This is a genomic window from Turicimonas sp. TL08 (assembly GCF_054660695.1).
On record NZ_BAAGDP010000001.1, the window covers coordinates 1 to 22686 of the forward strand.

Below are 22686 nucleotides of genomic sequence, written 5' to 3' on the forward strand. Positions count from 1 at the left end.
ATAGTAAATATGCTTAGTGGTTGCCAAAATTTGGCCTCCGTCTAATTCTTCTCTAACTTCTTGGGATACCGATTTTCCAGCCGTATTTCCTACTCTTACTGATACCCCTTTCATAATTCTTAAGCTCATTCCACGGTTTCCCGCTTGATAATGTCTTTCGGTTTTAGTTGTCCAAAGTTCATTAAATTTTGAGCCGTATATAACTGTTTCAGTAGATTGAACTACGAAAGGAGCTTCTTTTAAATACGAATTTCCCCAATTTATTGGCACTGTTTTGGTTCGGCAAAATCCTAAAATCAAAGCTAATCTAAGTTTATTTTTTTGATCTGGAGAAAGTTCTATTTCTTCTTCTTTGGCTTTTTTGAAGAAACTTTCAACTACTGCTACCGGATTATTATCATTTTCTACCACTACTAATAACTGGTTAAATTTATCCTCTGGTAATAAGTTAAGTTTTGCCAGTTCTACTTGCCTAAGCTGTTCTTGTGCTTCTTCGTCTTTCTTACGGGCGTGCCTTGCATACCAATAAAATAAAGGAGGCGCAAAAATATACACAATGAACAATATGGCATTTGTATCCTTATCATTAGGATTTACATACAATGTAAAAATCATTAAAGCAAATGAAATAAGAAACCAAAGAAGCAGTAGTTTTATTAAGTTCCAAATTACTTTAAAAACGGTATTCATAACGCCTCCTATATTGACCCTGAGCGTTCAACCACTTCACCGATTATCTTTACTTGATCTACTTCATCGGGCGGTATTTTTTCATCCGCAAAATTTGGGTTTTCCGAACAAACTAAGATTGATCTGTCGATTTGCGAATAGAGCCTTTTAACTCTTAGCGCATGACCGAAAACAAAAGCATAAACTCTGCCGTCTATAATGAATCTTTCGGCACAATTTACAAGTACCACGTCACCATCCAAAAGTAACGGCTCCATAGAGTCTCCGGCTACTCTGAAACGCTTACAATTATTCGGATTAATTCTTTTATCAATGAACCAAGAACGGCGGTAAACGGCCTTATGGTTTGAGTCAAGTTCTTCTAAGTTTGGCTCTTGGTCGAATCCAGCAGCGAATTTAATTCTGTATTCCGGTATCTCTATCCATTCATCCAAATTTTCAACTTGATCTTCTGCTAGCACTGTTTGAGACTTCATCTCACCTTTTCCGGTGGCCAACCAAACAGAAGAAACATTTAAAAGGTTTGCAACTTTTTCTAAATGAGTCGAACGGATACTTTTAGTTTTGCCTGTAAACCAATCCGAAACCGAGGCAGGGGCTATTTTGCATAGAGAAGCTATTTCAATTTGCTTTACACCGGATTGGGCTAATGCCTCCTTAAGACGTTCTGCAAGTGTACTCATAACTACTCCTTGAAATTAGTTTTTCCTAATTATTTTAGGAAAAAACCAAAAAGGCAACATTTATTTTTAATTAGGATTTCCTTATAATTAAATTCGGAATTGTTTAACAAAACCTAATTTTGATTATGAGAAAACGAACCGATAAAGACACCGCCAAGGCGGTTATCAACGAATTGGGCGGAACTAAAGCTGTCGCCGTAATCGTTGGTGTTAGTCCGGCCAGCGTTTCCGGGTGGCGCATTCACGGCATACCCGAAGGGCGGCTTTTGTATCTCCAAAAAGTATTTTCAAGAAACAAAACAATTAGTAAAGCTCAAGCAAATATTCAAGGTCGCTAGGAGATTAAAAATGGCTGTATACAGAAAAATAGACTGTCGTATTAGTAACGACAAAAAATTCAGGTCATTAAGTCTTGAAGCTAGGTACGCTTGGTTTTACATTCTGACTAAGAAAGAACTCGCACCCATAGGCGCATTTTCTTCTTCTATTGAGGCCTTAGCTTTTGAACAAGGAAGCGTTCAATATTTATCTGAGAAAGAAAGCCTTACCGAAAGCCTTTCGGAAAGTCTTTCCTTAGATATGACTGAAATATTCAAAAAAGCCTTTTTGGAACTCTTAGAAAAGGGCTTAATTCTCTACGATAAAACCGAGCAATTAATCTACATTCCGAACTTCCTTAAATACAATTTGCCGGAAAGTCCGAACGTAATTAAATCGTGGAATAGTGCCATAGATAGCCTTCCAGAATGTAATTTAAGAGATTATATTTTTGCAAGAAGTGCAGAATTTATCATTAATAATCAATCGGATAGTTTCAAAAAAGCCCTTCCGGAAGAGTTCATTAAAGCGTATAACGAAGGTTATGCGGAAGGCTTTGGCAAAGGCTTACCGAAAGCCTTACCGAATACCTTGCCTAATCAAGAACAAGAACAAGAACATAAACAAGAACAAATATTATTAATTAATAAGTCGGATAGTGCAGAAAAGGAAGAAATCGAGGAAAAAATTACTTCTTCCGAAGATTCTCTTTTGATTTTTGACGAACAAGAAGAAACTGAGCAAAAACCGAAGGCAGCAGTAAAAACTAAATCTAAATCTCGGACTCACAAGTTTGACTTAGAAGAGTTGCCGGAAAAATGGCGGAAATATTGCCAAGTTATGAGGCCGGATCTTGATCCTGAGCTAACGTTTTATGACTTTAAGTTTTACTACACACAAAGCGGTGGAGAAGATAAATTCCGAAGCGATAAAGGTTGGAATCAGTGTTGGCAAAACTGGGTAAAAAGGCACGTACAGAGAAAAAATCCATTCCTTGATAATCCGAATCTTGGAAAAGGCACAAACGTACCTTCAAACAACCCTCTTGCCGAAAATTGTCCGCAGGACAAAATCATCGCCTGCTATCACGAAGTCTTGCCGAATAATCCTCCGGTCATCATTTGGAACACAGAAAAGCGAATCAATCAGCTTAAGGATTTTTGGCGGGCACTAGTTCTTGACAATGAAATAACCGAAGAGCAAAAGGGACTTGATTTAGTGAAATGGGTCTTTTCTAAGGTCAAAGTCGCAAATTCGCTCAACGGTCAAGGCAATAACGGCTTTAAAGCCGATCTTGAGTTTATCACCAGTCCAAACAACTTACCTCGAATCATTGAAGGTTTTTATAGCTACAAACCGCAACAACAAAGATAAATACACACTTAGGAGAAATCAAAAATGGCATGGACTAAAGAAAATCAAGACTTATCCGTTAGCGAATCGGTAAAAATAGTTCCGGTTTGCTGCATGGCTCCAGAATGTATTTTTTCGACAACTCGTAACGCCACTGATCCGACTCCGTTTGTTTGCCAATACCACAAAGAAGTAAGTAAGCGGTTTTGGCCGAATGTTTCAAGGAATATCAAAGAATTCATTGGCTATTACAACATGGCTATTGAATACTCGATTAACCGCAAGTTCCAACGGTTCGAATGGAAAGAAATAGAACTTTTAAATGAATGGGCTGTAAACGTCGGTCATCCTGAACTTGCGCCAAAAACAATCACAAAACCGAACGGACAAACGGATTACGAATCTTGTTATTCCTTCGGTACTCGAATCTTAGCCTTTTTTGAAAAACAACTTTCAACCGACTTAATGCGGGAAGAAAAAAAGAACTCAATGGAGCAGGCTATCGAGAAAGAGAAAAACGACAAGATAAATAAAACCTTTGGCCTTATTAAGTCTTTTGACCTAGCTAAAAAGCTCCAGAATCAATTTTCTAATCCTAACCAATACGAATACCCATTTTGAAAACAAAACGCCGTATACGGCTTATATGAGCGTTCAAACACGATTACTAATTTTGAAGATTTTGGGAGGTAAAAAATGAATGATTTAGTTCTTGGCATTTTGCTTAGATTATTCGCTTTATTTGCATTCATTTATCTGCTTGCTAAGTTTGCCGGGTTCTTACTTGATTCCTCTATTGACCAACAGGAGGAATAAAAATGTCCGGTATTTGCTTATTTTGTCAATTCGCTCAATCCAGACCGCAACCAAAGAACCAACTGGCAAACCGCCCAATGAGCGTTATTACAGATTTCCTATTAGGCCAGCCCGGTAATCTTCACCTCAAGATTTTCTGTCATGAAAAGCCAGATAAACACTGGGAAGCGAACGTTATTGATTATCAATGCGATAAGTTCATTAAAGCGGATTATTCACAGATATCTAAGCGCATAGCGTTCTATAAAAAATCCCCCTCTTTCAATCCAACCTTAGAACAAATATCAATCAATTTATAAGCTCACAAGACTATTGCGACTATGTACTCAATGCCAAAAAAGAAAAAGATTTATCTCAATACTTGCGGTCATTGCAAATATTTTGAAAAAACTACCTTGTATATCGCTTTTCCGTCATCCTCTGATAAACATGGCGTTTGTTCACGTTGGTTCTCCGGCAAATACAACGGGATGATTACGCATAAGGATTGCAAGTCTTGCCACCGATTCGAATTAAAGGAGACAACAAAATGAACGGCTTAAGACTTTCCGAAGATGATCCGCTTGTTGTTGCTTACTACAAAAAGAAAAAGGAAGAAGAGGAACGACAAAAACGCTTCCAGCAAGGATTTATTCAAGATTTAATTCAATCGACTCAATCAGACAAAACAAGTCCTAAGAACCCTAAAGGTATGCGCCTCTATCAAGCCAAAGGAAGGCTAAAAGAAGGTCAAATGAATAAGACCGAACGGCGTTATTTCGAGTACTTAAAAGCTGAGGAAGCAGCCGGCCGGATCCAAAAAATTTGGTTCGAATCTATCAAGGTAAAAATTGCAGACGGTGCGTGTTGGTACACGCCGGATTTTTTAGTTCTAAAAGCTGATAGCACTCTTGAATTTCACGAGGTTAAAGCTAATCCAAAAATCTTTTTAGATGACGCAAAAGTAAAAGTTAAATCAACCGCAACTAATTACCCCTTCAAGATGATAGTGGTGTATCCAAAGAAAACTCACGGTTGGGAATTTGTAGAGTACTGACAAACATATGAATGATTTTGAAATAGATACTAATTTCTTAGCTCGTCTTGAAAATTGGAGGCGGGCTTATAGCGATAGATTCGATAGAAGAGTCTCTATCACTTTTGTTTTTTGTCAATACCTCAAGGCAACAACCGAGCGATTACACGAAACCGAAGAGGAGCGCAAAAAACGAGAAGATGACGAGCTAAGGTACAGAGAAGATCCGCCCGAGCCTATCGACTATAAAGACGCTGATTTTCTTAATGACGTATGGCGTTCTATGCCTGATTACTTGCAATACCTACCAGTCAAAAAGTTTATTAAGATTTTCGTTTTCGGTACTTATCGAGAATATGAAAGACTGCGCCAACACGCCCATATATCCAAAGGAGCTAAAGAGATTCACTGGCGTTCAAAAATCTTAAAAATCTTTAAAGAAAGAGTAGAACTTGAAAGTGATATCCGGAAACAACTTACAGGGGAAATTTAAATTATGCGGTTAGACTGGAAACTTATACGCACCATACTTGCTCATGTTGAATCAGAAACTTTAGACAAATTCCTAGCAGATGTGGAATCTTTATCAGAGTGGAAAGAAGGACAGCTATTATCTGAGCGTATAGGAAATAATCAGGATAGTTCTCAACGAGTAGTATTAAAGCATGTCCAACTTCTCGCTAACGGCGGATATTTAGAGGGCGTATCTGTCCGGTGCTCTTTAGACGGTTACTATTCCTATGCTTTATCTTCTAACCCTTCCTTAACTCTTAACGGTTACTCATTACTTGAATCCTTACGAACTGATAACTACATAGAAAAACTAAAGAAATACGCCAAAGAAAAATGTGTACCACTAACCATTGAAAACGTTATCGAATTAGCAAAACTCGCACTTCCTGCATTGCTTCAATAGCTCAAAATTAAACAATTACCCCAAAATAAAATTTTGTTTTATAATTAAATAAAATTTGCTGACCACATAAGTGCGTACCATTTGCCCCTGCTTAGGGGCTTTGGCATGGACGAAAGATAGGAACCTCGCTTAATGCGGGGTTTTTTGTTATGGACGAAAATATATCTAACGATATCAAAACCGCTTCAATTCTTATCGAAACCGCTAAAGGTGAGCTTGATAGAAAAATTAACTCTGAAATACCCGAACAAACTAAACGCCTTGCTTTTTATCAAGGGTTTTGTACCGTGTTTGTTTCTTTACTTTTCTATCTATTTATTAACAAGTATTTTCAAGGTTGGGGACTTTGGTTAGGCATTATTTCTGCTTCTTTATGTTTAGCGGCTTTGTTAATGTCTCTCATTTTCTCAAGCGGTTCTTCTTATCCAGAAGGAATTTGTAAAAGTTATCCTCAATGGCTAGAGACTAAGAATGAAGGTGATATCCCTGTTCTTTCCATGCAGAAAGATTTGTTAAAGCAGTATCAACACTCAATAACTGCATTAAATGCAATTCTTGAAAGAAGAGGAAAAGCATTAAGAGTTATTAACCTACTTTTGATTTTTAGTATCCTCGTTGGTTCTTTGGGACTTTAGCTATTACGGCTTTCTCGTTTGAGCCTGATCAAGCGAGCCAAATAATCATTTTTGCTTGCATTTATAAACTTTTTTGTGTATAATTAATCCATCGATAAATTATGAGTTATTAACATGAAACACAAACAATTTATCGATGAACTGAAATCTTTAGGGGTCGTTTTAAAGGATGGTAAAAATCATTACAAGGCTTATTTAAATGGTAAGCAAACAGTAATAAAAAGACATCCTACGCAAGAGTACTCTAAACAGTACATGAACTTGATAAAACGACAACTAGGAATTAGTTAATCGATAGGCGGGGGATTACCTCCCGCCTGAAGTTAACTTAAGTTACGCACAAGAAAGGAATTTAAAAATGGCAAACTATCAGTATCCAATGACGGTTGAGTCTAATGGAGAAGGTGGATTTATAGCCTGTTTCCGTGACGTTCCAGAGGCTATTACAGAATCTTGGAGCTTGGACGAATTGAAAGAAGATGCGTTGGACGCTCTTATTACGGCTATTGATTTTTATATTGAAGACGGTAGAAAATTTCCTGCGCCTTCTGATTTGCAAACTGGGGATATGGCAGTGGGTTTGCCAGCTTCGGTCATTGCTAAGGTTTTACTTTTGAATACTATGGTCCAAGCTAACATAAGACCAGTAGACTTAGCTCGCAAGATGAAAATTAAGCCCCAAGAAGTTACTCGTATCACGGACATTAAACATTCTACTAAAATAGATACATTACAAAATGCTTTTAAAGCCCTAGGAAAAGAGCTTGTATTAGAGTTAAGATAAAAAACATTAAATAACCTAATTTATCGATATTTGGCCACCTCCTTAGGTGGCTTTTTTTCTTGGTTGATTCTTATCAGCTGAACAAAATTTAAACCCCGTCCAGTTGCGAGCTGTTCGGGGTTTTCCTTTTAGACAATCGCTGGAGGATTGTCCATGTCTGAAATTATACAAGCTATTGGAGAACTTATGACTATTGCGTCTTCCTTGCCTTTAATAGCCGCTATTCCTCTTTATGGAATTGCTTACTGTATCTTTGCTTATTGCCTTTTGGTGGTAATTAAAAAAGCTAAAGATATTTTTAAATAAGTTTCGGGGAGACTGTAACCCGCTTTAACCTAATCCGATTCTTTGAGGGTATATATGGCAACGACTAAACCAAAGAGAGGACGCAAGACCCTCTATAGTAAAAGTCTTGCCGACAAAATTTGTGACTTAATCCGAGAAGGAAAATCAGAGCGTCAGATTTCACGTATGAAAGGAATGCCGTCTTATGTAACTATAGGAAGATGGAAAGATGAACACCCTGATTTTTGTTTACAGTCCGCGCGCGCAAGGGCTGACAGTGCGGATATGTTCAACGAACGCCGGATGAAAAAATCCGAGGAGCTTTATAAGATTGCAAAACTACACCTTAGCCAAATGCTGGATATTCCGAAAGGTGTAGTTGAGGCTATAAAAGTTTCCATTCAAGAAGACGCAAGAGAAGCTGGCCTTCGTGATGATTCAAGATTCGGAGACCGTAAAAAAGTTGTTGTAACCGGCTCAAATGATAAACCCGTAAAAATTGAAGCGGTGCATAAGTACGATTTAGAAAAATTAACCGTTGACGAGCTAAACCAATTAGAGGAGTTGTTAAGTGATAGATCCAAAACGGCTTCCAACTCTGGAGGAGATACGCCTTTGGAAGGCTCGTAAATCTTTAGCCTGCTTTACGCAACATACTAAGCCTGATTACTTAATGGGGTGGGTACACAAAGAAATATGTGATGTATTAGACAAATTTCTAGAAGCGGTGGTTAACAAAAAATCACCTCGTCTAATAATCTGTTGCCCTCCTAGATCTGGTAAGAGTGAACTTGTATCAAGAAGATTTCCCGCTTATTTACTAGGTAGGTATCCAGACTTACAAATAATCGCAACCTCTTATGCTGCGGATATGTCTCAACGTTTTAACCGGGATGTACAAAGGATCATCGATGACGAGACGTACTCTTTGATTTTTCCGAATACTACGTTATCGGGTAAAAGAGTAAAAGTAGACTCCAGAGGTTCATACATAAGAACGTCTGATTTGTTCGAAATAGTTAATCACAGAGGTTCTTATCGATCTTGTGGTGTTGGTGGCGGTATCACTGGAATGGGTGCAGACTGCCTTATTATTGATGACCCGATCAAGGACAGAGCAGAGGCAAATAGTGCAACAGTTCGTCAATCTATTTGGGATTGGTATACGTCTACAGCTTATACACGATTAAGTCCGGGAGGAGGTGTAATTGTAATGGCTACAAGGTGGCACCCAATTAAAGATGATGTTCCCGTACTTACTTCTAAAGGGTGGAAAAAACACGGAGAATTACAAGTTGGAGATGAAATTTTTGGATTACAAGGAAATCTTATAAAGGTTACTCATATAGGCTCAAAAGTATGGTGTGACCATAAAGCCCAAACAAGAACAGAAAGTATTATTTGTGGAGCGAATCATCTTTGGCCAGTAAAAAGTCGCCCTGAACATAATTATGTTTTACGACAATCAAAAGAGTTATTAGGAAAGAAAAGAACCTTTCCTCATATTCAATGTTTAGATTATGGAAAAGATGAAGATTTACCTATTAATCCTTACTGGCTTGGTTTATGGTTAGGAGACGGTTCTAAATCCGGCCCTGATATCCGGTGCGGACATGGATATACCTTTCATTGTGAAAATACTGGTTATCAATTTACTAGAGAAACAGATTCTGAGGGTAATTTTGTTTATCGTTATAGACACCAAGGACTAAGAAAAAAATTAGTTGAGTTGGGTGTTTTGTTCAACAAACATATCCCTCGTAAATATCTACAGGCTTCAAAAAGAGAGCGATTATTGTTATTAGCTGGTTTGATTGATTCAGACGGAGACAGATCAGTAAATCTAAATCGATTCGCTAATACTAACAAGAGACTATTTGAAGAAGTCCAAGAGCTTATTCATTCTTTGGGAATGGTAAGTAACAATCCTGAGGTCGTGAATAAAAAAGGAACGTTAGCGAAAGACGGATACATTCGTAATTTCGATTGTTATCGATTGAGTTTTTCACCTACAGTAGATATTCCTTGTAAGGTTTCTTATAAGCACGTAATACCGAGGAAAGAGAAAGATAGGCAGGTTATTTTTTGTAAAGCCTCGCAAGAAGAATCCGGGTGGGGGCGTTGCATTACTACAACTGCTAAAGACGGCATTTATTTAGTCGGCAAGTCATTAATTCCAACACATAATTGTGATGATCTAATTGGTCGGCTAATAGAAAATATGACTGTCGGCGCAGGTGATACTTTTACAGTAATCAACTATCCTGCTATAGCAGAAAATGACGAACCGCACCGACATAAGGGCGAGGCTTTACACCCTGAGCGTTACGACTTAAACCAATTAGAGAAAATAAAGAAAACAATCGGTTCCAGAGATTGGGTGGCTTTATATCAGCAGCACCCGATCCCGGATGGCGGTTCAATATTTAAAGCGGAATGGATTAAGTACTGGACTGATACAAGCGTTCCGCCTCAATTTGACCAACAACTAATAAGTTGGGATATGACCTTTAAAGACTCTAAAAATTCTGACTATGTAGTAGGTCAGGTTTGGGGCAAAAAAGGAGCGGACTTTTATCTTTTAGATCAAGTGCGTGGACAATGGGACTTCGTTAAAACCCGGGAAATGTTTTTATTACTAGCTAGAAAGTGGCCTCGTGCAACAAGAAAATTAGTAGAAGATAAAGCTAATGGCAGTGCGATTATTTCCGAACTTCAAAAGACCGTAAGCGGGATTATTCCGATTACTCCTAAGGAGTCAAAAGAAGCCCGAGCAAGTGCCATAACGCCTTTTTTTGAAGCTGGTAATGTTTACATACCTGACCCGGACAGAACGCCTTGGGTGAGTGCGTTTGAAGCGGAAATGTTTAATTTTCCTGCGGGTGCTCATGACGACATGATCGACTCGATGAGTCAGGCTCTTAGCTATTACCGCAATAAAGCCGGATTCATGCTTACTCCTGAGCTAATGGAGCAATTGAAGTATCCAGTCCGGTATTAACCGAAAATTCAAACCTAAAAAAATGACCCCGAACAATTGCAGTTGCTCGGGGTTTTCTATTTATCAAACTGAAGAATTAAGTTGATATGAAAATTATACCAAAGAAGGCAATTATGGAATTACTGATAGACGAAAAGGGAAACTTACGCCTTTGGGGTCGTGTTCTTCCTTGGTTCTTAATGGCTTGCGTTGCCGTTGTCACTTTGGCTTATGCCTATAGCTTGATTAAGTAAGAACTTGAATAACGAAACTTTTAAACGAGATTAATAATGTCTATTCGAAAGAAAAATAAATCAGGATCTCAAGATACAGCCGTAAATAAAGATACAACTGTATCAAGTGAACATGAGAAACTGAGTAAACGTTATTCAAAAATTCAAGAAGCGGACTATTTCCCTTATGTCCCGCCTAGTCAAACCGTTACTCAATCAGATTTAGAAAATCTTTTCGCTCCTCCAATTAGCTTAGGCATTCCGAAAGAGGAAAGAAAAACGCCTAGCGAGTTCGCTAGTGATTCCGCTTTTGCTGGCGGTTTTAATGCGTTTTATGAATCGCTTACCGCTCATGCTATCGATTTAGGCCAATACCCTATTACTTCCTTTGTGGGTTACGGCGTATTACAGCAGATAGCACAGAACGGCATGATTAGAACTTGTATCCAGACCGTGGCGGATGATATGTGCCGGGAATGGATACAAGTAACCGGCGGGGATGAAGTCGAACCAGACGTTTTAGTTAAGCTCCAAGACTTCCAAGAATCTAAGTACAAACTTAGAAGTATGTTTAATAAAGCATTAGCTATTGTCGGTTTCATGGGCGGTGCTTTTATCTTCATTGATACCGGAACAGAGGATTTAACTTTACCGTTAAATATTTCCGATAAGTCAGCAGAACTCGAAAAAGGTAAAAATATTAGGTTAGTAGTAGTTGATCCGGTTAATGTTTCCCCCGGGCCGTATAACGCTTCTAATCCGCTCGCTGATGATTATCTTGATCCAAGTTCGTGGTTCGTACTCGGTAAACCTGTACACGCTTCCAGATTAATTAAGCTCGTTGATAACGAACCGCCATTACTTTTAAAACCTGCATATAACTTTTTAGGCATTCCCCAAGCCCAAATTCTTTGGGATTATGTTCTGCACTGGAATAAAGCTAGAGAAACAGGCGTAAGTATTCTGGATAAATTAAATCTAACAGTTTTCAAAACTAACTTTGCGGAAGTAATGGATTTTGGAGGTGTTCAGGCTCTCGATTCAAAAATGAAACTGTTACAGCGTTATAGAAACAATGACGCTATTTTTGCCTGTGATAGTGCGGAATCGGTGGAAAACATTACCCTTACCATTAGTGGCGTTGTTGATATTATCCGACAGGCACTTGAATTTATTGCTGCTATAAACCGAACCCCAGCCGTTAAGTTATTAGGTATCGCTCCGAGCGGTTTTAATGCCACGGGTCAAAGCGATATCAGAAACTACTATGACCACATTAAATCTAAGCAGGAAATCAATAGAGACGCTATACAAACTTTATTAAACGTTATTCAGATTTGCGAGTTCGGACACGTTGACCCTTCTATTTCATTTACGTTTAATGAGTTAGGAGAAGAAGATAGTGCAGCCAAAGCCATGACCGCTAAGACAAAAGTAGATATGGCCTCGGTACTGCAGGATAGGAACGTAATCAGTGCCGAAGAGGTTAGAGAGTACGTAAGACGAGACCAAGATAGCGGGTTAGATTTTCTATCTCCAGAATTGCCGGAAGAAGTCGAGGGCGATCTTATGACCGATGACCCTTCTAGTATGAACGGCGGAATGGAGGATTTTCTTAACCAGCGTAACGCCCCACAGGATTCTAAAGTAGACGTTGAAAACACGGATAAAGCCGGAGATATAAGCTAATGAAAACCGCCCGCACTGTTGAACCAAATAAGGGAGTTCAAGCCAAATTTAAAAAGAAGGTTTTGACTTATCTAAAACAGTTCCGGCAACGTGTTTTAAATGAAGTTCTGCTTTATCTTGATGATGAAGGAGCATTAGCAAGAGACGCTTCACTTACGTTTAGACCAGATGATCCGTACGACCGTGCACGTCTTAGACGTATTAAAGAGAAGATTAACCAGCTTGTATTACGTGACCCCGAACGGTTTAAACGTAACGTTGATGACTTTATCGCTCGAAACATGATGAAGTGGTTGCGGACAGCAGACAAAGAGACTCAACAAATTGCACAATGGTATGTAAAAAACTTGGCTCATGATGTGGGCGTTGCGCAAAGAGCCTCGCTTAAATCCGCTGGTATTCCTCAATCAGTGCTTGACTATGAAATGAGAGATAGCAGAAAGCACTTTTTCATAACGCCAAATTGCATGGAAAAGTTGCCGGACATGGTTAAAGACACTACTAGCCTTATTACCAATATCGCAACTTCTGAGCTATCAAATATCCGCTCGGCGTTTATGGACGCTTACGAAGGTAAAAATACTTACTCAAACATAATCGAGACATTACAAAAGACTCAAGGATTTACGCAGAAAAGAGCTGAAAGAGTTGCGCTGGATCAAACCTTAAAAATTAGCCAACAGATACAGCAAGAAAATTGCAAGTCAGTAGGTATCACTGAGGGCATTTGGATACACGTACCGGGGCGGTATACAAGCCGTAAAAGCCATATGGCTATGAACGGTAAAAGATTCAAATTGTCAGAGGGTTTATATGATTCGGAGGTTGATCAGAAAGTACTTCCCGGTACACTTTTTTACTGTCGGTGCGTGTTTCGCCCCGTAATCCCTGAGTAACCAATAAAAGCAGCAGATAAAGCAAAACCCCAACGAGGTGACGACTCGAAGGGGTTTTTTTAGACCCATTTAAAGGAATGTTCTAAATGTTATGGAAATTATAACAAAGCATGGGAAATTTTTAATTATGTGGTTTTTTAAAACGCCCGATAAGGACTTATCACTTTGGGGGCGGTGCTTCCGTTGGGCATTATTAATTGTTCTTGTCGCCATTGGCCTTAGTTTTGCCTATTCCCTTATCCCATAACCACAAATAATTTAGAGGTAATGAAGTGAAAAACTCTAATAGATCTATTGCGTTCGATTCGGTAAGCGTTCGTTCAATAGATAAAAATGGTTTTCTCCATGTTGCTAAATCACCGCTAACTAAAGTACAGGTTGCGCCTTACTTAGGAAAAGAGATTAGTAACTACGAGGCTTTAAACCTCGAACCGGAAAAAATTTACTACGCTTACCGACCCGCAGACGAACTTAAAAGTCAGGAGACTATTGAAAGCGTAAACGGTATTCCGATTCACTTGCAACACCATGACGATTACGGTGAGCCGGAATCAAAACTAACCCGCATAGGCACTACAGGAACGGACGGAAATTTTGATTATCCGTATCTCTTTAACTCTTTACACATTCACGACAAAGACGCAATTAAACGCATTGAAGATGAATCAATGAAGGAGTTAAGCCTTGCTTATTCCTATGTTGCAGACTTTACGCCGGGCGTCACCGAAGCGGGGGAAAAATACGATTATGTACAGCGTCAAATTCGAGCGAACCATTTGGCGTTAGTTGAAACTGGGCGGGCTGGCCCGGAAGTTAAGGCTCGTGATTCAAAACAGGAACTTTTGAAAATGGACGAAGAAACAAAAAACGATGCCACAGAAAAGGCAGAAGTGACCCTCGCTCAAGCAATTATCGACCTGCACAAGACTACTCCAGACGGAGAAGTTACAGACGTACAGGATGAAGATAAGAACGCAAAGATCGAGAAAATCATTGAGTCTTTAAAGGCTAAAGGCTTAAGCGATGACGAAGCCGAACAACTCAAAACAACTTTAACCGACCTCGCTTATCCGAAAGCAACCGGAGACTCAGACGAGGAAGTTAAAGATGATGAACCCGCTAATGATGAAGAAGAGGAAGTAAATATGGACGAAGAAGTCAAAGACGATGACAAAGAACTTGATGAAAAGATGAAAGACCCGGCATTTAAAGCAGGTTTTGAGGCTGGCACCCGTTACGGTGAAAAAGTCGAAAAACAAGACCCGAAAGGCGTTGACGCAGACCATGAAAGAGAAGGCATGGAAGATAAGCTAATCCAAGACGCATTAAAGGCTTGCGGTTTAGACGAAGCCCCGGAGGAAGTTCAGAACGCATTTAAAGCTGGTTTGAATTACGGTGATAAAGATCAAGCAGAAGATTCCGATGAAGAACTTGAGGCTAAAGACGAAGAGGAAGAGAAAAAAGAAGTTACCGCTTCCGATTCTATGAAAGTTCTCAAGAAAGCAATGTATGCAGAAATGAAAGCTATTGATGACGTTAAACCAGTTCTCGGGAACATTCGCCTTGGTGCTTACGACTCCGCCGGAGCGGTTTACGTTGCCGCCTTGAACAAGTTGGGCGTTAAAGGTGTTTCTGCTCGTGACGCTAGATCCGCTTACTTCGCTTACATGAAGGGTCGTAATGCAGGAAGTTCTAAATCTTCTTTTGCTAAAGATTCCGCCCCGGCTAAACCTTCCGCCTTGGGTTCAATCCTCGACAAAGTACATAGCTAACCAAATATTTTTAATGGAGATTAAACAATGCTTCAAAAGAAAGTAACTTTAAATCCTGCTATTGGTATTTCCGGCCAGCAGGTAATTTTTAATCAGGCGGTCTATACACCTGTTAACTACATTTCAGACGGAACCGTTAAATGCGGTTCTTTTGCTTTTGCTAAAGCCTCAACAAGCACAGGTAATGCGGTTAAGTTTCCGATTGCTTCCGCTAAGGGTTCCGCCGGTGACGTTGTAATCGGTTTTGTTGAAAGAACTTTTACCGGAACCGTTGGCTTAGACGGTGAAGATACCGATGTTTATCAGCAGGGCGCAGAACTGACTATTGCAGAGCGTGGAGATTATTACCTTGAAGCCCCTGCTGTCGCTTCCGTTGGTCAGGCCGTTCTTTGCGCACCAACAACTGGTGCAATTTCCTTTGGCACAGCCGGCGCAACTAACGATACTGGTTGGGTTGTAAAGACCGCAGGAGCTAAGGGAGACACGATCATCATTAGCAACCACGGCTTGGCAATTAAACCCGCCGCTTCCGGTTCTTAATCCAGATACTCAAATTTTTTTGGAGATTAATAAATGAACAATTTTGAAAAAGCAAAGCTAAAAGGCGTTGGAGGCTTGCAAGTAAAAGACTTTATGTCTTATTCCGAAGACAGCGGATCTATTGTTGTTGATTATGAAAAGACCGCTCAAAGATTGGCACGTGACGCCGCATTACAAACACCGGTTAGTGTTGGCGTTCCAGCCGTCTATACTACTTTTATTGACCCGCAAGTAGTAGAGATTCTCTTTGCTGCATTGAATGCTTCTAAGATTATGCCCGAAGCCCGTAAGGGTGATAGAACTGATAAGTTCTATACTTTCCCGGTGGAAGAATACGTTGGTGACGTAACACCTTATTCCGACTTTACAGACAATGTAAGTGCGGATGTTAACGTCGCCTATCCGGTAAGAGAAAACTTCTTATTCTCTACTACTATCAAATATGGCGACTTGGAAACAGACACAGCAGCCAAAGCTAAGTTAAATCTTGTTTCTTCTAAGCAGAAAGCAGCCGCTTTTATTTTGGCAAGAGCACATAATAAATTTGCCCTGTATGGCGTGGACGGTAAGAAAATTTACGGTATGTTAAACGACCCGAACCTTCCTACTTCTATCGCTCCAATTTCCATTAACTCTAAGAGCACTTGGGCAGAAAAGACCGCTGCTAATCCTGAGGCTACAGCTAATATCGTTTATAACGATATTAATAAACTCTGGACACAAATTAGTGCTAATAATGGTGGTTTAGTGGATCAGAACGGAAGAATCATTTTAGCTATTAGCAACGCAATGGCTCCTTACCTTTCTTCTCCGAACTCTTTCGGCCTTACCGCAGTAGATATGCTTAAAAAGAGCTTCCCGGGAATGGAAATTGTCCAGTTGCCGGAACTCTCAACAAGCGCAGGTGAAATGCTTTATATGACAGTACCAACTCTTATGGGTAACGATACAGGCAATTCCTGCTATAGCGAGAAATACTTTGTAGGCCGTACTATTCCAAAACTTTCTTCTTTTGAGCAAAAAGTTATGGGCGGTACTTGGGGAACGGTAATCCGAAGACCTTCACTAGTTGCCACAATGACCGGTATTTAAATACCGGTTTTTTTTGGTCATTTTTTCTCTTAGATTCTCCTCACGTTAGGAAGAGAGGGCGCATAGACGCTAACCCTCTCTTCCTTTTTTTTTAAGTTAAGGATTAAAACAATGGCACGTAAAGCTAATACTGCTACAGCAAAACAAACAGTTCAAACAGCTCAAACAGTTGAAACCCCGCAAGTGGTATCAACTTCCTTTGAAGAAGAAAAGAAAGTTAAGAGTAACGCTAAATCTAGCGATACTGTAATCATCGCTTGCTCCTTACCTCATGGCCTTATGTTTGATGACGTTCCGACAAAGAACGGAGGAACTAAGACCATTGTATTTCCCGGTTTAAACGATCATTTAAAAGGTAAAAAAGAAGGCATTTTGTTAGGCCGTGGCAACAGTGTTGCGGTTAAATTAGACCGTGTTGACTGGGAAAACATTGTAAAAATGCACGGCGGGGAAAGAGCTTTTAAAGGCTACAACGGCGGGTTACCGTGTTTATTAGAGATGAAAACCGAAGACGAATACAACTCTAAACAAGACCACGGGGAATTAGAAGAAATGGACAACGGATTACACCCGATAGTTCCCGAATCTATGAGCGTTAAAGAAGCAAAACAAGAAGAGTAATTAAATCTTACTTTTAATGGTGCACTATGGCAGTAGTAATTTTTGACCCCGACAAATTCAGAGAAATTTACCCGGCCTATTCGGATGAAGTTAAATTTTCGGATGAATACTTGCAGTATTACTTTGATTTGGCCGTAGGGTTTGTAGGCAATACGGACGCTGATAGTTTTGCACCTTATGACCCTGAAAATAAAATCTTTTTGCGTGAACGGCTGCTTTATCTTGCTACTTGCCATTTACTCACATTAGACCAACAGCCGGAAGGCCAACCCGGAAGAATTACTAGTGCTTCTCAAGGTTCAGTAAGTACCTCTTTTGACCTGCTAAAAGCTAATACTTTTGTTGGTGACTGGTGGGCGCAAACAAAATGCGGTGCGATGTATTGGACTATGACCGCTAGATTTAGAGTTGGGGGAAGATTCTACGGTGGGGGTAATTTCCACCCGTGGGGATAACGATTTTTAGATAAAAAAACGCCCGGCCTAAAAAGTACCGAGCGAGATCTAATGAAGTTGTTTGAAAATTAACTAGTTGATTTTAACATGGCTATCCGAGTTCTATCTAATAACCTAACCGGAAAGTTACTAGAAAACATTAAAGCTAATGCGAGTAAAAAGTTACTTGTTGGGGTAATGAATTCCGATACTGCGACTTATGCAATGTATCTAGAGTACGGGTGGGTACAAAGAGTTACTCCTAAGCAGAACGCTTGGTTAAATGCACAATTGGGAACTAACTATAAGTTTTCAACTTTAAGCAATCCGCCCCGGCCCTTTATGCGGGCTACGTTCGCTCAAAAAAATAAGGAATGGGCGGAACTATTTAAAGAACAATTAATAAAAACCCAAGACGTAACCAAGGCATTTACTACGTTAGGAGAGACAGTTAAAGCAGATATTAGGAAAACGATTGATCAAGGTGGTTGCCCGCCCGGTTCTTTTCCTAAGCGTTCACCGCTGACTATGGCAATGTTTGAAGCCCTTGGAGAAAACAAAAAAGTAAGAAAAATACAACGAGGTGAATCATTGCCAAACAACACGACAACAACCCAAGCATTGAGACTAAACGGGAATTTGTTTGCGTCAATAGAAATGAAGGTAATTTAATAATGAGCTTGAATCTACATTCAATCGTGCGTCATGCGATTAACGCTAACTATCAGGATGATTCTTTTACGTACTATCGCTCGCTAGGTCAAGAGAACGTTAACGGCTTGATTAAAGCGTTATATGCACCAGCTGAGACGATTACCGGGAACTTCCAGAGCGAAGGGGATAGTACTCTAGACCATGCAAATTTGGCGGGTCAAAACTCAACAGTCAGAAAGCTATACATTCATGCGTCTAATGACCGTGAATCGAGGCCGTGGAGCTTATATAGACCTCTCGCCCGTTCGGGTGATTACATTGTTGATAAGTTTGGCGGGTATTGGCTTATCACAGCGGTATTAGAGGATTTTTCGGACGCTGGTTGGGTTTGTGTTCGGTGTACTTTTCAAACCGATACGCCACAATTAACGATTAAAGAAAATGACGATGAAGAAAACACTGAAAACGAAAACGGCACAGGAACCGACACAAACAATTAAAGCGGAAAACTTAACCCCTAACATTGTTAAAGTGGTTTATGAGTTCTTATCTGTTTTTGCCGTACCTGAGATTAAGAAAGAAAATATCTTTTACGGTAATCAAAACAATATCGCATTACCTGCTGAAAGTAACGATTACGTTATCTTCTCGTATATATCCAGTGTGCGCCACGGCACAGGATTTGAACAGTATGATGACAAAGGTTTAGATGATGAAATTTATTTATCTAACACTGTAGAGGTTTTAGTGCAGGTTGACTGCTACGCCTCCACGAAAAACGGAGAAGACGGCATTAATGCCATGCTAAGAGCGCAGGCACTTGATACTGTAGCCCGCTCCTCCGTTGGCGTTCAATTCTTTAAAGATAGGGGCTTAAGTCTTCTATACGCAGATGACCCGAAGGATACAACTCTAGTAGGTGATTCTGATTCTTATGTAAAACGTTCAACATTAACGCTTCACTTGAGTATGCAATCAGTTGTTAAAGCAACAATGGGATTCTTTAGTGCTGTGAACGTTGATTTAAAGAATGTTGATGTTAGCTATCCTCCAAAGGACGATTAAAAATGGAAAATGCTAAGGAAATAGGTAGAGCGTTTCGGCTAGGACTTTCTTTTTCTATCGGACAGGCTTTTAAACGAAACAATAGAATTGCTGAGGACGCTTCTAAATGGATTACCGTACACCCGAACGGAAAGGAAGCTAAGGGACGACCTGCATTAATTGATGAAAGCACGGGTAATATTCTCGGTGGTATGGGTGGAAAGTTCACAGGTAAGCATATTTCCAAGGCAAAAAGCGATAAGAAACTAAACGAAGAGCACGAACAAAGAGTAAAAGAACGTCTAGAAAAAAGGAAGAAATTACCTGAAAAACTTGATTTTAAAAATCCAGAGAAAATCTCCTCTGAAAATGTTCTACAAAATAGAGACCGCACTAGCGTGGCTTCACGTACTCAAATGCACGCTATCGCACAAAATCCAGATTACGATAGATTATCTCAATCTAGAGATTTTGGCTCGGGTGCTCCGGTGGTTGCATTCGGTTCTATTCCTGAGAACCAATTAGGTAGAAAAGAATGGGCGACAATGCCAGACGGTACTAAATACGCCGTTCAATATGCAGTAGTTGACGCTAATAAAGTTCTAACTTCTAACGATATTAACGGACAGACAAACAACGATTATTACTCTGATGATCCTTCAAAAATTAGAGCCATTGCAGGTAACGGACGAGTTACCGGATTAACTCAAGCCTACAAACAAGGAACCGCACAAGATTACAGCGATGATTTGTATATGGATAATAACCATGGAGTTGATAAGCGAGTTATTAGCAAAATGGATAATCCGATCTTAGTTCGTGTAATGCAACCTAAAGACGTAACTAAAGATATTGGAGATAAATCTAACGTTGCCGGAAATATCCAAATGACGGCGGTTGAACAAGCGAGGAATGACGCTAACCGAGTTTCTTTTGACCAGATACAAACTTATCAAGACGGTTCGCCTACACAAGAGACATTAGTAGACTTCGTAAAGAATATGCCCGCTAGTGAACAAGGAGGATTAATTGATAAGAGCGGTAAACCTACACGCCAAGCCTTGTACCGATTTAATGCAGCAGTTTTTGAGAAAGCATACGAAAATGAAGGCTTAACAACTATGTATGCGCAAGCCTTGGAGCCTGAGAGCAAAAACATTATTAATGCTTTGGAGGGTGCTTCGGCAAAAATGCAAGCATTGAGAAATGCAGGAAGTGATTACGATATTAGAGATTTGGTTTCCAACGCCGCCATGCGAGCTATTAACGCAAGAAGTAAAGGACAAAATCTAAAAGATGAGGCAACTTCTCAAGATTTGTTTAAGGCAGGTTCGGAAAATACAGCAGAAAACATGATTATTAAGTTATTCGCTGATAATCCTCGTTCGTCTAAAACTATTACCGAAAAACTTAATAGGTTGGCAGATGATTTACTTGCTGAATCTCAAACTGATTCGCTATTCGGTGAGAAGGTGGCTAGAAACGATGTTATTAAACATTCGCTATCTAGAGACTCAATACCTCAAAAACTTAACCAAATAGCACTAGATCATTGGAAACAACAAGGAGGTAAGTACTTATCTCACTTGTTTACCAATCAACCTAAATATAAAAAATTCTTTACTGAATTGAGAAAGAAAAGAGAAACTTCAAAATAATTCTTAACTTCAAACCGCCCTCCTAACCGAGGGCTTTTTTTATGGGATTTAATTATGTCCATTAATGCTAATTACCTAATCCAAATTACCCCTAGAGTTATCGGAGCAGGTTCGGCTGACCTCGAAACAAACGGCCTCTTGCTTACCGATAATGCACTTATTCCAACTTCTAAACCTGCGGTTGAGTTCATTACGGCTCAATCAGTTGCCAATTATTTTGGGGCTGAATCAAAAGAAGCTGATTTTGCGAATCAATACTTTTCAGGCGTAAACAATCAACAGAAATCAGTACAAAGATTATTTATCGCTCGCAGGGTTTCCGCTGATTGTTCCGCTTGGATTCGTTCCGCTCCGGTTAATACTCAATTATCCGAACTGGTTAAGATTGAAGACGGTTCATTAAAAATTACCGTTGGGGCTGAAACTAAGACAGTATCCGATTTAGATTTATCTACTGCTAAGTCATTAAGTGAAGTAGCTTCTTTACTTGCTACTGCTATTACAGGCGTTACAGGCGTTTATAACTCTGACCAAAAAGCCATTATTCTTACAACCTCCGCAACAGGTGACACGGCAACAATCGGATACGCCGAGGCCACAGGTTCCGGCACAGATTTATCCACTTTGTTAGGTTTGAGTGAAGAGACCGGAGCGGTTTTGTCGCAAGGTTCTAAGGCTTTAACTCCGGCTCAAAATATGAACCTTATTACTTCGGTTTCTCGCAATTGGGTAGGCTTTACTACTCTTTACGAGACAGAATTAGATGAAGCCGTGGAATTAGCTAAGTGGGCAGATATCGATGATGATTATGTCTATTTCGATTGGGATAATGACGTAAAGATGACCAATCAAGCGACACAATCTCAAACTAAAGCCTACAAGCTGAAAGAAAATAACTTCAATTGTCTTGTTGAGGTTTACGGCAGTGCGCAGGAAACCGCTACATTTTTGGCCGTGGGTGCCTCCATTGACTGGACGGCAAACCAAGGAATTAAAACATGGTTCGCTAAATCCGCTTCTGGCATTAAAGCAAGCGTTCTAAGCGATGAAGTAGCCGAAGCCTTAGATGATTTGAGAGTGAATTACGTGGGCGCATTTGCAACCCGTAATGCTGAGTTTGACTTTATTAATCGTGGTTGCCTGTTATCCGGTATCTATGAATTCATTGATGTTCTATACGGAATGATTTGGTTTAAAGCTCGTATTCAACGCCAAATTATGGACGGCTTCGCTTCAATCAATAGAGCACCTTATAACGCCTTAGGATTCGCATTTATTGAAGCGTGGTTACTTGACCCTATCAACGAGGCAAAACGCAACGGAGTGATCGATACAGGATTAGAACTATCTAACTCTCAAGTTCAACAGTTACTTACTGAAACCGCTAATACAAACATTAAACAAGATTTGTACTCTAAGGGTTATTGGTACTTGATTGAGTCCCCGTCTGCGAATGTACGTACAGAGAGAGGAACGCCACGTTTAGGCCTATGGTACACGTATGCCGGAAGTATCCAACGTGTAGAAATGCCCTTAACCGCAATTCTTTAATGCTTAGTTTTACTTAGTTTTGGAGCT

At 39.8% G+C, this 22686-nt stretch carries 26 protein-coding genes; 24 read left to right on the forward strand and 2 right to left on the reverse strand.

The features are described from left to right. Together ACYQ4O_RS00005 and ACYQ4O_RS00010 are read right to left on the reverse strand one after the other, a co-directional pair. A partial coding sequence (locus ACYQ4O_RS00005) for a hypothetical protein (RefSeq protein ID WP_460174357.1) occupies window positions 1-690 on the reverse strand: 690 nt, incomplete at its 3' end. An 8-nt stretch (window positions 691-698) separates the two neighbouring features. Continuing rightward, window positions 699-1373 (reverse strand): LexA family transcriptional regulator, encoded by a 675-nt coding sequence (locus ACYQ4O_RS00010; protein WP_460174358.1) that lies wholly within the window; start codon window positions 1371-1373, stop codon window positions 699-701. Window positions 1374-1498: 125 nt separating this feature from the next. On the opposite strand from ACYQ4O_RS00010, the gene ACYQ4O_RS00015 reads away from it, so the two are divergent. The 24 genes from ACYQ4O_RS00015 (at window position 1499) to ACYQ4O_RS00130 (ending at window position 22659) form a co-directional block, all read left to right on the forward strand. Further along, window positions 1499-1711 carry a helix-turn-helix domain-containing protein gene (locus ACYQ4O_RS00015; RefSeq protein ID WP_460174359.1) on the forward strand — a complete coding sequence of 71 codons (213 nt, stop codon included), beginning with the start codon at window positions 1499-1501 and terminating at the stop codon, window positions 1709-1711. Window positions 1712-2060: 349 nt separating this feature from the next. Beyond that, window positions 2061-3065: a hypothetical protein gene (locus ACYQ4O_RS00020; protein ID WP_460174360.1), complete on the forward strand. Its 1005-nt coding sequence runs from the start codon at window positions 2061-2063 to the stop codon at window positions 3063-3065. Between the two features lie 24 nt (window positions 3066-3089). Then, on the forward strand, window positions 3090-3665 hold the full coding sequence (locus ACYQ4O_RS00025) for a hypothetical protein (protein WP_460174361.1): 576 nt from the start codon (window positions 3090-3092) through the stop codon (window positions 3663-3665). A 197-nt stretch (window positions 3666-3862) separates the two neighbouring features. Continuing rightward, on the forward strand, window positions 3863-4159 hold the full coding sequence (locus ACYQ4O_RS00030; protein ID WP_460174362.1) for a hypothetical protein: 297 nt from the start codon (window positions 3863-3865) through the stop codon (window positions 4157-4159). Between the two features lie 230 nt (window positions 4160-4389). Beyond that, a complete protein-coding gene (locus ACYQ4O_RS00035) occupies window positions 4390-4896 on the forward strand; it encodes a hypothetical protein (RefSeq protein ID WP_460174363.1) in 507 nt (168 codons plus the stop codon). Between the two features lie 7 nt (window positions 4897-4903). Next, complete coding sequence (locus tag ACYQ4O_RS00040; protein WP_460174364.1) at window positions 4904-5368, forward strand: hypothetical protein; 465 nt, start codon at window positions 4904-4906, stop codon at window positions 5366-5368. Between the two features lie 3 nt (window positions 5369-5371). Then, window positions 5372-5791, forward strand: a complete 420-nt coding sequence (locus tag ACYQ4O_RS00045) for a DUF2513 domain-containing protein (RefSeq protein WP_460174365.1) — start codon at window positions 5372-5374, stop codon at window positions 5789-5791. 149 nt (window positions 5792-5940) lie between these two features. Beyond that, the gene (locus ACYQ4O_RS00050; RefSeq protein WP_460174366.1) at window positions 5941-6426 is read left to right on the forward strand and encodes a hypothetical protein; all 486 of its coding nucleotides are present in this window, start codon (window positions 5941-5943) and stop codon (window positions 6424-6426) included. Window positions 6427-6784: 358 nt separating this feature from the next. Continuing rightward, window positions 6785-7210, forward strand: a complete 426-nt coding sequence (locus tag ACYQ4O_RS00055; RefSeq protein WP_460174367.1) for a type II toxin-antitoxin system HicB family antitoxin — start codon at window positions 6785-6787, stop codon at window positions 7208-7210. A gap of 153 nt (window positions 7211-7363) precedes the next feature. Next, window positions 7364-7516 (forward strand): hypothetical protein, encoded by a 153-nt coding sequence (locus tag ACYQ4O_RS00060; RefSeq protein ID WP_281523940.1) that lies wholly within the window; start codon window positions 7364-7366, stop codon window positions 7514-7516. Between the two features lie 54 nt (window positions 7517-7570). Continuing rightward, entirely contained in the window at window positions 7571-8125 is a 555-nt protein-coding gene (locus tag ACYQ4O_RS00065; RefSeq protein WP_460174368.1) for a terminase small subunit-like protein, read from the forward strand. After that, window positions 8067-10496, forward strand: coding sequence for a phage terminase large subunit (gene terL / locus ACYQ4O_RS00070; RefSeq protein ID WP_460174369.1), 2430 nt, complete (start codon window positions 8067-8069; stop codon window positions 10494-10496). Before ACYQ4O_RS00065 ends, terL begins: the two co-directional genes overlap by 59 nt. 269 nt (window positions 10497-10765) lie before the next feature. Further along, window positions 10766-12397 (forward strand): anti-CBASS protein Acb1 family protein, encoded by a 1632-nt coding sequence (locus tag ACYQ4O_RS00075; protein WP_460174370.1) that lies wholly within the window; start codon window positions 10766-10768, stop codon window positions 12395-12397. Then, the gene (locus ACYQ4O_RS00080) at window positions 12397-13293 is read left to right on the forward strand and encodes a minor capsid protein (RefSeq protein ID WP_460174371.1); all 897 of its coding nucleotides are present in this window, start codon (window positions 12397-12399) and stop codon (window positions 13291-13293) included. The genes ACYQ4O_RS00075 and ACYQ4O_RS00080 overlap by 1 nt, the downstream gene beginning before the upstream one ends. A 272-nt stretch (window positions 13294-13565) precedes the next feature. Next, on the forward strand, window positions 13566-15065 hold the full coding sequence (locus ACYQ4O_RS00085; RefSeq protein WP_460174372.1) for a DUF2213 domain-containing protein: 1500 nt from the start codon (window positions 13566-13568) through the stop codon (window positions 15063-15065). Window positions 15066-15092: 27 nt separating this feature from the next. Then, window positions 15093-15605: a structural cement protein Gp24 gene (locus ACYQ4O_RS00090; RefSeq protein ID WP_460174373.1), complete on the forward strand. Its 513-nt coding sequence runs from the start codon at window positions 15093-15095 to the stop codon at window positions 15603-15605. Between the two features lie 33 nt (window positions 15606-15638). Further along, entirely contained in the window at window positions 15639-16697 is a 1059-nt protein-coding gene (locus ACYQ4O_RS00095; RefSeq protein ID WP_460174374.1) for a major capsid family protein, read from the forward strand. Between the two features lie 111 nt (window positions 16698-16808). Next, window positions 16809-17318, forward strand: a complete 510-nt coding sequence (locus tag ACYQ4O_RS00100) for a hypothetical protein (RefSeq protein WP_460174375.1) — start codon at window positions 16809-16811, stop codon at window positions 17316-17318. Window positions 17319-17344: 26 nt separating this feature from the next. Beyond that, window positions 17345-17773, forward strand: coding sequence for a DUF4054 domain-containing protein (locus ACYQ4O_RS00105; protein WP_460174376.1), 429 nt, complete (start codon window positions 17345-17347; stop codon window positions 17771-17773). Between the two features lie 87 nt (window positions 17774-17860). Next, a complete protein-coding gene (locus tag ACYQ4O_RS00110; protein ID WP_460174377.1) occupies window positions 17861-18424 on the forward strand; it encodes a hypothetical protein in 564 nt (187 codons plus the stop codon). Window positions 18425-18426: 2 nt separating this feature from the next. Then, complete coding sequence (locus tag ACYQ4O_RS00115) at window positions 18427-18906, forward strand: hypothetical protein (RefSeq protein ID WP_066590737.1); 480 nt, start codon at window positions 18427-18429, stop codon at window positions 18904-18906. After that, entirely contained in the window at window positions 18854-19471 is a 618-nt protein-coding gene (locus ACYQ4O_RS00120; RefSeq protein WP_460174378.1) for a phage neck terminator protein, read from the forward strand. Before ACYQ4O_RS00115 ends, ACYQ4O_RS00120 begins: the two co-directional genes overlap by 53 nt. A 2-nt stretch (window positions 19472-19473) precedes the next feature. Then, window positions 19474-21108, forward strand: a complete 1635-nt coding sequence (locus tag ACYQ4O_RS00125) for a hypothetical protein (RefSeq protein ID WP_460174379.1) — start codon at window positions 19474-19476, stop codon at window positions 21106-21108. Window positions 21109-21162: 54 nt separating this feature from the next. After that, complete coding sequence (locus ACYQ4O_RS00130) at window positions 21163-22659, forward strand: DUF3383 domain-containing protein (RefSeq protein ID WP_460174380.1); 1497 nt, start codon at window positions 21163-21165, stop codon at window positions 22657-22659. Window positions 22660-22686 lie beyond the last annotated feature (27 nt).